12 protein-coding genes and 3 tRNA genes are annotated in these 13,111 nt (G+C 52.7%); 4 read left to right on the top strand and 11 right to left on the bottom strand.

The window, feature by feature from the left end:
* Positions 1–71 precede the first annotated feature (71 nt).
* From HZZ01_RS07390 to uvrY, 6 genes are all read right to left on the bottom strand, one after another.
* Positions 72–158 (bottom strand) — tRNA-Leu (locus tag HZZ01_RS07390).
* Between the two features lie 10 nt (positions 159–168).
* A tRNA-Cys gene (locus tag HZZ01_RS07395) sits at positions 169–242 on the bottom strand.
* Between the two features lie 39 nt (positions 243–281).
* A tRNA-Gly gene (locus HZZ01_RS07400) sits at positions 282–357 on the bottom strand.
* A gap of 152 nt (positions 358–509) precedes the next feature.
* Positions 510–1,058, bottom strand: a complete 549-nt coding sequence (gene pgsA / locus HZZ01_RS07405) for a CDP-diacylglycerol--glycerol-3-phosphate 3-phosphatidyltransferase (protein WP_090962392.1) — start codon at positions 1,056–1,058, stop codon at positions 510–512.
* Positions 1,059–1,127: 69 nt separating this feature from the next.
* Positions 1,128–2,960, bottom strand: a complete 1,833-nt coding sequence (gene uvrC / locus HZZ01_RS07410) for an excinuclease ABC subunit UvrC (protein ID WP_179896131.1) — start codon at positions 2,958–2,960, stop codon at positions 1,128–1,130.
* A complete protein-coding gene (gene uvrY, locus HZZ01_RS07415) occupies positions 2,953–3,612 on the bottom strand; it encodes a UvrY/SirA/GacA family response regulator transcription factor (protein WP_010246608.1) in 660 nt (219 codons plus the stop codon). Before uvrY ends, uvrC begins: the two co-directional genes overlap by 8 nt.
* Positions 3,613–4,043: 431 nt before the next feature.
* Between uvrY and HZZ01_RS07420 the strand changes: the two genes are divergently transcribed.
* A complete protein-coding gene (locus HZZ01_RS07420; protein ID WP_003849983.1) occupies positions 4,044–4,268 on the top strand; it encodes a DUF2594 family protein in 225 nt (74 codons plus the stop codon).
* Positions 4,269–4,302: 34 nt separating this feature from the next.
* Here the strand turns inward: HZZ01_RS07420 and HZZ01_RS07425 are convergent, their stop codons facing one another.
* From HZZ01_RS07425 to HZZ01_RS07435, 3 genes are all read right to left on the bottom strand, one after another.
* Positions 4,303–4,914: an acyl-homoserine-lactone synthase gene (locus HZZ01_RS07425; protein WP_179897120.1), complete on the bottom strand. Its 612-nt coding sequence runs from the start codon at positions 4,912–4,914 to the stop codon at positions 4,303–4,305.
* 121 nt (positions 4,915–5,035) lie between these two features.
* A complete protein-coding gene (gene sdiA / locus HZZ01_RS07430; RefSeq protein WP_179896132.1) occupies positions 5,036–5,758 on the bottom strand; it encodes a transcriptional regulator SdiA in 723 nt (240 codons plus the stop codon).
* Between the two features lie 1,165 nt (positions 5,759–6,923).
* Entirely contained in the window at positions 6,924–7,616 is a 693-nt protein-coding gene (locus tag HZZ01_RS07435) for an extensin family protein (RefSeq protein ID WP_179896133.1), read from the bottom strand.
* Positions 7,617–7,901: 285 nt separating this feature from the next.
* Between HZZ01_RS07435 and cycA the strand changes: the two genes are divergently transcribed.
* Positions 7,902–9,296 (top strand): D-serine/D-alanine/glycine transporter, encoded by a 1,395-nt coding sequence (gene cycA, locus HZZ01_RS07440; protein ID WP_179896134.1) that lies wholly within the window; start codon positions 7,902–7,904, stop codon positions 9,294–9,296.
* 45 nt (positions 9,297–9,341) lie between these two features.
* Here cycA and HZZ01_RS07445 read toward each other — a convergent pair whose 3' ends face one another.
* Together HZZ01_RS07445 and rutR are read right to left on the bottom strand one after the other, a co-directional pair.
* Entirely contained in the window at positions 9,342–10,316 is a 975-nt protein-coding gene (locus HZZ01_RS07445) for a metal-dependent hydrolase (RefSeq protein WP_179896135.1), read from the bottom strand.
* Between the two features lie 38 nt (positions 10,317–10,354).
* Complete coding sequence (rutR, locus tag HZZ01_RS07450; protein ID WP_179896136.1) at positions 10,355–10,990, bottom strand: HTH-type transcriptional regulator RutR; 636 nt, start codon at positions 10,988–10,990, stop codon at positions 10,355–10,357.
* Between the two features lie 306 nt (positions 10,991–11,296).
* Here rutR and rutA point away from each other — a divergent pair, with 306 nt between their 5' ends.
* Both rutA and rutB read left to right on the top strand, forming a co-directional pair.
* Positions 11,297–12,388, top strand: coding sequence for a pyrimidine utilization protein A (gene rutA / locus HZZ01_RS07455; RefSeq protein WP_179896137.1), 1,092 nt, complete (start codon positions 11,297–11,299; stop codon positions 12,386–12,388).
* Positions 12,388–13,101: a pyrimidine utilization protein B gene (gene rutB, locus HZZ01_RS07460; RefSeq protein WP_179896138.1), complete on the top strand. Its 714-nt coding sequence runs from the start codon at positions 12,388–12,390 to the stop codon at positions 13,099–13,101. Before rutA ends, rutB begins: the two co-directional genes overlap by 1 nt.
* Positions 13,102–13,111 lie beyond the last annotated feature (10 nt).

The following is a 13,111-nucleotide window of genomic DNA, read 5'->3' on the forward strand; positions in this document are numbered from 1 at the left end:
AAAAAAACCGCCTATGGGCGGTTACGACATCACTGCATATTACTTTTTATTTTTTGTTTACGGCAGAAATATGGTGCCCGGGGCGGGACTTGAACCCGCACAGCCTTACAGCCGAGGGATTTTAAATCCCTTGTGTCTACCGATTTCACCACCCGGGCAGGGTGTAACTGGAGGCGCGTCCCGGAGTCGAACCGAGGTACACGGATTTGCAATCCGCTGCATAGCCACTCTGCCAACGCGCCTTAACTGATGTGCCGCCAGGATAACCTGACCTGCGAATCTGGAGCGGGAAACGAGACTCGAACTCGCGACCCCGACCTTGGCAAGGTCGTGCTCTACCAACTGAGCTATTCCCGCAATTTTCAGCAAATTTATCGAACCTGCTGATTTTACTTATCTTCTGGCAGCCTGGCCGCCGTTCGATGCGATGCATTCTACTTAGATGACGCAATGAGTCAATAAAATTATCCTCACAGCGCGTCCGTTTGCTGCTTTTTAAATCGTATCGATCACGGTTCGAGCAGATCGCCGCGTGCGGCGCTTAAATACTGAAACATCGACCAGAACGTCAGTACGGCTGCAATGTACAACGCCACCACGCCAATCGCTACGACGGTAGCATCCGGACGCCATAACAGTGCAAAAAGAGACAGCATTTGTGCCGTCGTTTTCACTTTACCAATCCATGAAACCGATACGCTACTGCGCTTGCCGATTTCCGCCATCCATTCACGCAACGCAGAGATAATGATCTCGCGGGCAATCATGGTCGCCGCAGGCAGCGTAATCCACCAGGCGTGGAAATGTTCTGCCACAAGCACCAGCGCGATCGCGACCAGCACTTTATCGGCTACCGGGTCGAGAAACGCCCCAAAGCGCGTCGTCTGCTTCCAGCGGCGCGCCAGAAAGCCATCAAACCAGTCTGTTACAGCAGCAAAGATGAAAATCAGTGCGGTAGCCAGCGGCGCCCAGGTGAACGGCAGATAGAAAGCCAGCACAAAGAACGGGATGAGCACGACTCGAAACAGGGTGAGACACGTCGGGATGTTTAATTGCATATGCCGGTAACTGTCTGGATATAGGTAGAATTTAGCCTATGTTCCTACATTGCCCCCCCTGTTTCAATGCTAGTGTTTCAACGAGTAGTATATTTTTTCTGCCAGAGCATGTGAGATACCGGGTACATTGGCGATCTCCTCCACCGACGCATTCATCAGCGGTTGCAGGCCCCCCATGTACTTAAGCAGTTGCTGACGCCGTTTCGGCCCCACGCCTTCGATGCTTTCCAGCGCACTGGTATTCTTTACTTTGGCGCGTTTTTTTCGGTGACCCGAAATGGCATGATTGTGAGCATCATCACGAATGTGCTGAATGACATGCAGCGCAGGCGCATCAGACGGCAGTGAAACGCCCTCGCCTTCCGCTTCAAAGAACAGCGTTTCCAGCCCGGCTTTACGATCGCTGCCTTTGGCGACGCCGAGTAAGATGGGCTGGTTTTTATCCCACGGCACATCCAGCTCTGCGAAGACCTGTATGGCCTGCGAGAGCTGGCCTTTACCACCATCGATCAGAATCACATCCGGAATCTTATCTTCTTCAATCGCTTTACCATACCGGCGGCGCAACACCTGGTTCATGGCGGCGTAGTCATCACCCGGTGTAATCCCAGTGATGTTGTAGCGGCGATAATCGGCACGCAGCGGACCATTCTGGTCAAACACTACGCAGGAGGCGATGGTCTGCTCACCCATGGTATGGCTGATATCGAAGCACTCCATGCGTTTAATCTTGTCGAGATCAAGAAACTCCGCCAGCGCCATCAGTCGCTGATGAATCGTGGAGTGCTGTGCCAGACGCGTGGTCAACGCTGTAGCGGCGTTGGTGCGTGCCAGCTTAAGATAACGGGCACGATCGCCGCGCGGCTTGCTCTGAATCGTCACCCGGCGTCCCGCCAGTTCGCTGAGCGACTCCGCCAGCAGTTCGCGCTCCGGCAGGTTAAAGTCCAGCAGGATGTCGCCTGGCAACGTGCGTGCCTCACTGCCCTGCAGGTAGAACTGCCCGACGAAGGTCTGCACGACCTCAGCCAGATCGGTATCCACCGGCACTTTCGGGAAGTAACTGCGGCTGCCCAGCACTTTGCCCTGACGGATAAACAGCACGTGTAGACAGGCCATACCCGCTTCATAAGCGACACCCATCACATCAAGGTCATCGCCCTGATTCGAGACAAACTGTTTTTCCGTGATGCGTCGCACGGCCTGAATTTGATCGCGCAGGCGTGCCGCCTCTTCGAAACGCAGGCCAGTGCTCGCCTCTTCCATGCGTTTCACCAGCTGGTTCAGGACCTGATCGTCTTTACCGGCCAGGAACAGGCGCACGTAGTCGGTCTGCTGGGCATACTCTTCCTCACTGACCAGCCCCGCCACACAGGGTCCCAGACAGCGGCCAATCTGATATTGCAGACAGGGACGTGAGCGATTGCGGTAGACGCTGTTTTCGCACTGGCGGATAGGAAAGACTTTTTGCAGCAGCCCTAACGTTTCACGCACCGCATAGCCGTTCGGGAACGGACCAAAGTATTCGCCTTTGGCATGCTTTGCACCACGGTGCATCGCGAGCCGCGGATGGGTATCGCTGCTGAGAAATATATAGGGGTACGATTTATCGTCGCGCAACAGTACGTTGTAACGCGGCTGATAGAGCTTGATGTAGTTATGCTCAAGCAGCAGCGCTTCGGTTTCGGTATGGGTAACGGTGACATCGATGTGCTGGATATTGCTGACCAGCGCTTCGGTTTTGCGGCTGCCGACCTGAACGCGGAAGTAGCTGGTCAGACGCTTCTTCAGGTCTTTGGCTTTGCCCACATAGATGACGGTGCCTGAGGCGTCATACATGCGGTAAACACCGGGTTTGCTGGTTACCGTACTCAGAAAGGCTTTAGAATCAAAAACGTCATTCACTACTGATTAACGGCTCCGCATTATAGAGGCCATGTCGAATGGCCAGATGCGTTAACTCTACGTCGCCACTGATATTCAGCTTGCTGAACATCCGGTAGCGATAACTGTTAACGGTTTTAGGACTGAGATTTAACTGCTCGGAAATTTCCGTCACCTTTTGTCCCCGGGTTATCATCAGCATAATCTGCAATTCCCTTTCCGACAAACAGCTAAAGGGAGATTCCGCTTTTTGCGGCTCAATCTGGCTCAGTGCCATCTGCTGAGCGATATCGGATGCGATGTAGCGCTGACCGGCATTGACCGAGCGAATCGCATTGATCACCTCCTGTGGCGCAGCGCCTTTACTGAGGTAGCCTGCTGCTCCCGCCTGCATCACTTTAGCAGGCAGCGGATTTTCCGTGTGAATGGTTAGCATGATGATTTTGATATCGGGGTTGTAACGCACGATTTTGCGCGTCGCTTCCAGTCCGCCGATCCCAGGCATATTCATATCCATAAGGATTACATCAACCTGGTTGGCACGACACCACTTAGCCGCATCTTCGCCACAGTTGACCTCTCCGACCACGGCCAGACCTTTGACATCCTCAAGGATGCGACGGATTCCGGCACGGACAAGTTCATGGTCATCAACAAGAAGCACACTGATCAACGGGGAAACTCCAGAGGCTAAAAAAAGAGGAAGCAGTTAACGATTGCAAGCGGTAATCATACCCGTTTTTACTTTAAAAGCACATCAACAAAGCAAAACTGTCCCGCCTTTATATCATTGCTTTTAGCCTTACCCAGCCAGCAATAACAGACATTTCTGATAACGAACAGCGCCGTTTAATAATCATTAAACTCTCACTATTTCATGGCATTAACATCCTGATCTTCGGATACGCGCCGCTGCAGGCTGATGGATTCCCGTGTCCAGTAAACGCTGTGATTACTTTCAGCGATTGATTAGTTGTGCTGGATAAACCCGCTATTACTGAGGAAGCGAACCGGCTACTCAGCAACTTATCGACCCTGTGATATACTCACGCACTGCTGTTCGGACAGATTGCCGACACGTTGTCATTCACCAAGGAGAAATGCATGAGCGACGAAGATTTTGCAACTTCGCAGGAAGCCCGGAAATTAGCGGATGAAATCGCGGGTCTGAAGATGATGATTACCCTGATCCTGAAAGGTATGGGCCAGGCTGATGCCGGCAAAGTGATTATCAATATGGAACGCTATGTACAGACGCTTGGCGACAAGCCTCAGGCGGAAGTATTCAGCAACACCATCAAACAGATTAAAACAGCCTATCGTCAGTAAGTTTTTTTTGCCCCCAGCTGCGGGGGCAAATCCGCTAACTGTGTGCCTGCCAGTTAACCGAAACGCCCAGCGTTGGCAGCACCTCTTCAGGACTAAAGCGCCGTGTTCCCCGATACTTCTCTGCCAGCGCCGGCTGAACGACCGGAATGCGGATCGCAAACAGATTATCTTCTGACAGAATAAGTCCCGGCGTCAGGGGTTCATAGACCACCCCATGTTGTTCGAACATCTTCTCCAGCATTGGCGTTGCCGAACTGATGATGTACTCAATGCCGTTCAGTTCTGCCAGTTGCACAGCATGCCAGAGAATATTAAGCGGCAGTTCAGCATCGACCTCAAGCCGGGCCGAGAAGCGCGACATTTCCCACACTTTCTCATGGCTGAACGGCAACACGATGCCTTCGCTCTGCTCAGGACCGAACCAGGGCATCAGACGCGCGCAACCACTGATACCCTCACGCGCATTCCATGCAATAAGCCAGGTAACATCTGAACGATCGTAGCGATCATATTCCTGGCCCGGCGTGCTCAGGCGTGGCGGTATTGACCACCCTTCACCGCGCGCAAAAACGCTGTAACGGTAGCTGCCGAGTTCGGCAAGCAAAGAGGATGGCATATCCTTTAATTGCGTTTGCACTATTTTCATCATGCGCCTCTGACATCCCCATGTTTGCAATGATTTCTTTGCGCCAGCCTGGCAAAGTCCCGGCGCAGGGTAGACAACAGACCCTTACAAAGGAACTGCCATATGTAGCAGTTGTTTATGTTCAAATCAGTCCGATTGCGGCTGCGTAGCAGGCAATCTGCGTTTTATTGGAAACATTGAAACGCTTTTGTATATTCTTTTGGTGAAAGTTAACGGTATGTTCAGAGATAGATAAAATTAGTGAAATTTCGGCTGCTGTTTTCCCCTCAGCTGTCCATTTCAGAATTTCCAGCTCGCGCTGACTAAACTCTTTTTTTAGTACCATCATTGCATCATCGCTAAAGCGTTCCAGCGTATCCAGACTTAGTTCCGCTAAAAGCTGTAGTTTTACCTCCAGCTCAGAAAGGCAGAGCCGGGCAGAAGTGGGCTGTTGCGACGATATAGATAATATACCAAGGACGCGATTTGGTGCCATTGCAGAGCAAGAAAATCCGCTCTGTAGCCCATATTCTCTCGCCTCACGCCAAAAATTGCTGGCGTTTGCGAACAGATCATCCGTCCACGCTACCCCCTTGCCCGGTCGCTGACACACTATGAGCACCGGATCGACAGCGTAATAATTCTGCTTCTCATAACGTTTAACCCATAATTTGGGATAGGTGCTATGTAAATGAATACGTGGTCGATTAAAAGGCACCGGATGCTGAATCAAAAAGGCAAAATAATCGAAACCAAACGATTCAGTAAATTGCTGCAGTAACGGCTTCAATTCAGAAGCAGCCGTTAATGCCTGAAATTGTTCTTTCACCTCACTTCGCCAGGCGAAATAATTTTCAGTACTCATATTGCCTCAGTATTAATTTCACTCGCTCTTACGGTATTATTCATTCGGATTCATCGGATAAATAAATTAACAGAAGAAACTTAATTTATCGCAGGGCCTGAATCTTTCGTAAAGGTGCAGCATATTTAACCTTTCACCGTTGGAGCGGAGTGAAAAAGTGTCTCTGCCTGTTCAATATGAGGCCGATCCCAGCATTTTCAATCACCCCGATAGAATAAGATTTTTCTGATAGAATTTCAATCCCCGCCATTAGGTATGATTTTATTTTATGCACGGAATTTCTGCTGAAAATATTCAAAAGCGCTGTTTCCTGTTGAGTAAATAACGAGTAAACAAGGCATTAATTGTGAACGGGTGAGTGAGGCAGCAGCTCTTTTTAGCTGACATAATTTTTATCAGGAAATAAGAGTCGCTTTGTTATTGTCGCCATAAGTCCAGGTATGGCCAGCCGACACCGAAATCGTGGTGCCCCTTCTCGTAACAAATCACCGGCTCACACCCCACGTCCTGCCACTCCTGCGTCAGTTCAGCCTCTGTTACTACGGGGTGTCATGGAAGCGTGAAGATGCCCTGTTGAATAAAGGCATTCTGCTAAGTCACGCTATGAGGTTACGATGCTAAACGATTCGCTGATTGCAGGGATATATCCACTTATCTGATTAAGGCTAATCTGATGCAAGCACAGCACAACTGTGACACTGATCTCGTCTGCCTTACCGCAAGGCATGGCGGAAAAGGCTATATATAGCGAAAGCATGATGAATGCTCACACTATTATAGCCAGTTAAATCACCTCACCGATAGTCACGCAACTACATTACCTGAGAAATAAATGACGGTGTAGCCCGCTTCTTTTTCTTAACGGTTCCTTCATTATTTATACGATTAATTTGGCTTATCTCTTCCAGAGAGATCGTGAAGGAATTTCATTATAACGCCTGCCGAACTGGCGCAGGTAATGCTGAGAATTTGCACACGTGGTTTATTCCGCTGACGTTATTTTATTAAAATACCTGGCACTAAATTAAGGTCCTTTATCAGTGTGCTCATGCGCTGACAGACTCTTGCAGCGATGGATCCGGTTCAGCGAGGATCGCTGGAATGAATTTGCTGTCACCCTCTGAACATCTCTTAACCAAACACGGTATTAATCCTGCCCGATGATTTATCGGCAATAGCCTGCTCCTCGCATACCCAGATGAAAATGTGAAGCGTGCGCGGCATTGTAATCCGGACCCAGTGCATTACCGAATACGTCACAGCCGCCGCGCCACAGCGTATGAAGCATGGCCGCTTTTTCTTCCGGCTTTTGCCAGTGACGACTGACTTCAAGCCGCTGTCCATCAGCCAACTGAAAGCCTGTTACATCCCAGGCATCAGCAGTAGCATGTTCACTAAGCCGCCCCTGTGTGCGGTGATAAATGTTACGACAGGCATAGCTGCCGACATGGGTAATTCGTACCAGTGGGCTGTGCATATCTCTGGCAGTCTGTTCACGACTGCGTAGCGCATACATGGTGCTGGCGACTGCCATCGGACAGCTGGCGAGAAAGCTGCTGCTGAGGCTGACCGGCCCAAATTTCTGAATCCGAAGCGGATGATTGAGCGGACAGTTCCCCGTAACGGCGGGACGTTCGCTGAAACTGACCCAGCCTGCCTGTTGAGCACGGCGCATCACCGCCAGACACACCTCGGGATCGCTTAACCTTTTCATCTTGATCTGCGTGATCCAGCCCGGCGGATCGGTCACAGAGAGCGGTGTAAAAGGATTGAACTGCGGCGGCAGATGCTGCTTCAGCCAGGGTAAGCTGACCCATCCCAGCGCGATTAACAGCAGAAACAGGATAAGCGTGCGCATAGTCCCCTTTGCAGCATGATGATTAGCAAACGAAAAGTGTAGAAGCTCATTGCCCTTCACGCCGTTGGCCTGACACAACGTGATGAATCATTACTCAGTTTGACGGAGGATTGACCAGAATAACCTGCCGCTGTCACGTCTGCGCAGGACCCGGGTCACATCAGGTAAAAAACTGTTACCGGCTTTGGGGTGACTTCCTCTATCTTATCCGACTTGCCCTTGAGCAGACGCCTTTACTAACAGCCAGCAGAGCTGACACAACATCAAGACAGGAAAGACAATTCTATGGTTGATCAATCTAAAGAAACCGCACATGCCCCCGACGCGCCCGATAAGCTCCAGCGCAATCTGCATAATCGCCACATCCAGCTCATCGCCATTGGCGGTGCTATCGGCACCGGTCTGTTTATGGGCTCCGGTAAAACCATCAGCCTGGCTGGCCCCTCGATCATCTTCGTCTATATGATCATCGGCTTTATGCTGTTCTTTGTGATGCGTGCGATGGGGGAGTTGCTGCTCTCTAACCTTGAGTACAAATCCTTCAGCGATTTTGCCGCCGATCTGCTTGGCCCCTGGGCTGGGTATTTTACCGGCTGGACTTACTGGTTCTGCTGGGTGGTAACCGGCATCGCCGACGTAGTGGCCATCAGCGCCTATTTCCAGCTCTGGTTCCCAGGCTTCTCGATATGGATGAGCGCCCTGCTCTGCGTGGTCGTTTTTCTGGCACTCAACATTGCCACCGTCAAGCTGTTTGGCGAGATGGAGTTCTGGTTCGCGATTATTAAAATCGTCGCTATTGTGGCGCTGATCGTGACCGGCATTGTGCTGGTGTCGATTCACTATCCTTCACCCGGTGGCGGCACGGCAGCACTCAGCAACATCTGGGATCATGGCGGGATGTTCCCTAAAGGTCTTAGCGGCTTCTTTGCCGGGTTCCAGATCGCGGTGTTTGCTTTTGTCGGTATTGAACTGGTGGGTACGGCAGCCGCTGAAACCCATAATCCGCATAAAGTCTTACCGCGCGCGATCAACGCGATTCCGCTACGTGTGATTATGTTCTACGTGCTGGCACTGATGGTGATTATGGCGGTAACGCCGTGGACCCAGGTGATGGCCGATCGCAGTCCGTTTGTTGAGATGTTCGTACTGATTGGTCTGCCTGCTGCCGCGAGTATCGTTAACTTTGTGGTGCTGACCTCTGCCGCCTCCTCAGCCAACAGCGGCATCTTTTCCACCAGCCGTATGCTCTATGGCCTGTCGCAGCAGGGTGTGGCCAGTCGCGCCTTTGGCCGGCTCTCTGCGCGTGCGGTCCCAACCACTGGCCTGTTCTTCTCCTGCCTGTGTCTGCTGATTGGCGTAGCGTTAATCTACCTGATTCCGGATGTGATGAAGGTCTTTACGCTGGTGACCACCGTTTCGGCCATTCTGTTTATGTTCGTCTGGACCATCATTCTGTGCAGTTATCTGGCGTATCGTAAAAAGCATCCACAGCGCCATGCTGAATCAGCATTTAAGATGCCGCTGGGCAAGTTCATGTGCTGGGTCTGTATGGCCTTCTTTGCCTTTGTGCTGGTGCTGCTGACGCTGCAGGAAGATACGCGCCAGGCGCTGATGGTGACGCCTCTCTGGTTTGCCCTGCTGGGTGTGGGCTGGCTGCTGCGTAATCGTCGCGGCCGCTAATCGGTAACAGCAGGAAAAAAGCCCGGTCAGTTGACCGGGCTTTTTTTACAGACGCTCGCCCAACGCAGAGAAAATAGCCGACAACGAGGGGCGTTCATAAGGTAAGCGCTCTGGCCGTGGATCAGGCTGCAGAGGCGTGCCCAGATCAAAGGTGAACGTATAATTATCGCCTTCGCCCATGCGCAGATCGGCAATCGTCGTCTGCCCATCCTGCTCACGCAGGGCATAAAAGCCGTGGCTGAACCAGGCAACACGTTCTGCGGCCCAGCTACCCCGGAAGGCGTCGAACAGTTCGGGATGTCGCGGATACCAGGTGACCTGCAACGGATGCGAGGGTGATAACAGCGACCAGTAAGCTTCGCCGTAGCGATCCTGCGTCATAATTACGCTGCGCCAGACCAGCGTGTTAAAGGCAGTCGGCGTCACCAGCACTTTATTTGCAGCAATCCCCTGCTGTGTCAGCGAATCACGAATCTGCCAGCCTGCGATGCCCTGAATCATCACGCTCCAGACGAGATACAATGTACTCAGCATCAGTCCGAGTCGGTTTCCGCGCAGTCCTTTACCACCACGACGCCAGAGCGCGACGCACAACCCTATAAGCAGCGGCAGCGTATAGAGGGGATCGACGATATAAATACTGCCAATGGCATAGGGATGATCAGTGATCGGCAGACCAAGCTGGGTGCCATACACCGTCATCAAATCGAGCAGCGGATGGGTAATCAGCGCCAGCCAGATCGCGGGCCACCAGTGCGGCCACTTCACCCGCTGACGAAACCATCCCGCGACAAGCCAGGCAATCAGTGGCGATGCCAGCGTGAGCCAGAGCAGCGCATGCGTTTCCGTGCGATGCAGCGTCATGTTGCGTATCGCATCGCCATGGTCAATAAACACATCGAGATCGGGTAAGGTGCCGCAGATACCGCCCACCAGCGCGGCCTGCCAGACCGGTACCCGACGTCCCATCACGGCGACACTGACCGAAGCACCCAGAACGAACTGCGAAACAGAATCCATTGATTAACTCCGTCACCGAACGGTGTATGTGGCCTGATTTAGCGTACGCGAATCCCTTCTATGATCATGCGCTGAACGTTATCAACGGCCTGGTCGAAAAACGCCGGATCGCTGAGTGTCTGGCCGGTGACCGCCTCAACCTGAGTAGCAAAATCGGCGTAGTGCTGCGTGGTGGCCCAGAGCATAAAGATCAAATGCTGTGGCTGTACGCCGGCCAGTTGTCCTTCATCAATCCAGCGTTCAATAATTGCCGCCTTGTCATCCACCAGTTGCTTGAGATCGCCCGCCAGCTCCCCTTTCAGCAACGGCGCCCCCTGCAGCATCTCCAGACAGAACAGTCGGGAAGCCTGAGGATGATCGCGCGACACCTCCAGTTTCAGCCGGATGTAGCGTCGGATCGCAACCAGCGGATCCTGATCGTGCGCCAGCGCGCGCAACGGAGCCAGCCAGACATCCAGGATCTGTTTGAGCACCGCCACATAGAGCACTTCTTTAGAGGGGAAATAGTAGAGCAGATTGGTTTTAGAGACATCGGCCAGCTCAGCCACCTTATCGAGGCTGGTACCGTGAATGCCAAACTGTGAGAAGAAGGTTAATGCCGCATCCAGTATGGCGGCCCGCTTCGCTGCGACCGCACGCGAACGACGCGTTGGCTTTTTTTCATCGGTATTCACACATTTACCTCATCCATCTGGTGTCAGCGCATCATAGCAAAGGGATTCATCGCTGCCCAATCCGCGTCCTGCACCTTTTTTGCTCACCCTGCATGCAAAACGTGCAGCGAATTTTGACCAGATGGTCCGAAATGGACCCGTTACTCCACTTACCTCTTTTGGGTTAAATCTAACTCATTGTTATTCAAAAGAATAAAAAATGTGGCACACAGATTGCAGAATTGTGACTGAGCGCAGCCTACAGGGACGTAGCAGGATGCAGTGCAGCGCGTGAAACACCTTTCCCCCATCGCAACGAGGTTTCACATGAAGATAGGCGTCTTTATTCCGATTGGTAACAATGGCTGGCTGATTTCGTCCAATGCGCCGCAGTACATGCCAACCTTTGAACTGAACAAAGCCATCGTGCTGAAAGCAGAGCATTACCACTTCGACTTTGCGCTCTCGATGATCAAACTGCGCGGCTTCGGCGGAAAAACAGAATTCTGGGATCATAACCTGGAGTCATTCACCCTGATGGCGGGACTGGCTGCCGTCACATCACGTATTGAGATTTATGCCACCGCAGCCACTCTGACACTGCCACCGGCAATTGTGGCGCGCATGGCATCCACTATCGATTCCATTTCAGGTGGTCGCTTCGGCGTTAACCTGGTGACTGGCTGGCAGAAACCAGAATATGAACAGATGGGGATGTGGCCAGGTGATGAGTACTTCGGCAGCCGTTACGCTTATCTGACCGAATACGTTACCGTGCTGCGTGACCTGTGGGGCACCGGAAAATCGGACTTCAAAGGTGAGTTCTTCACCATGAATGACTGCCGCGTCAGTCCGCAACCACAGCGCCCGATGAAAGTGATTTGCGCCGGACAGAGTGATGCCGGTATGGCCTTCTCCGCCCAGCACGCCGATTACAACTTCTGCTTCGGCAAAGGGGTAAACACGCCTTCTGCGTTCAGCCCGACCTCAATTCGCATGAAGCAGGCCGCTGAAAAAGCGGGCCGTGATGTCGGCTCCTATGTGCTGTTTATGATCATTGCCGCTGAAACAGATGAAGAAGCGCGGGCTAAGTGGGAACACTACAAAGCCGGTGCGGACGAAGAGGCGCTCTCCTGGCTCACCACACAGAGTCAGCAGGACACCAAATCAGGCAGTGACACCAATGTGCGCCAGATGGCGGATCCGACCTCGGCCGTCAACATCAATATGGGCACGCTGGTAGGGTCGTACGCAAACGTAGCGCGGATGCTGGATGAAGTGGCGCAGGTTGAAGGCACTCACGGCGTGCTGCTGACCTTTGATGATTTCCTGCAAGGTATTGAGAACTTCGGTCAGCACATTCAGCCGCTGATGGCCTGTCGCAGCGCCCTGCCCGACGCACACCAGGAGGTGGCATAATGAGTACCGTTTATTGTGCCCACACCCCGGATGCTCTGCAGGTTGAACTGCCTGCGCGGCCAGAGCCGATTGCCTTTCCACCCGGCCAGACGGCGCTGATTGTCGTCGATATGCAGAATGCCTATGCCACTGAAGGCGGCTACCTCGATCTGGCGGGCTTCGATGTTTCCACTACGAAACCGGTGATTGAGAAGATCCATCAGGCGGTGACGGCGGCCCGTGCGGCAGGTGTTCAGATCATCTGGTTTCAGAACGGCTGGGACAGTGACTATGTTGAAGCCGGTGACGCGGGTTCCCCCAACTTCCACAAGTCGAATGCGCTGAAAACCATGCGCAAGCGGCCTGAACTGCAGGGCTCGCTGCTGTCGAAAGGCGGCTGGGATTATGCGCTGGTCGATGAACTGGTGCCACAAGCGGGTGACATTGTGCTGCCAAAATCACGTTACAGCGGCTTCTATAACACCCCGCTCGACAGCATGCTGCGCAGTCGCGGTATCCGACATCTGATTTTTACCGGCATCGCCACCAACGTCTGTGTGGAATCGACCTTGCGCGACGGCTTCTTCCTGGAGTACTTCGGGGTCGTGCTGGAAGACGCCACATATCAGGCTGGTCCGCCCTTTGCTCAGCAGGCGGCGCTGTTCAACATCGAAACCTTTTTTGGCTGGGTCTCGGATGTTGATACCTTCTGCGAAAGTCTGAATACCCGCTAATCCACTAAGA

It is taken from the genome of Pantoea sp. WMus005 (assembly GCF_013415305.1).
GTDB classification, from domain to species: domain Bacteria; phylum Pseudomonadota; class Gammaproteobacteria; order Enterobacterales; family Enterobacteriaceae; genus Pantoea; species Pantoea rara.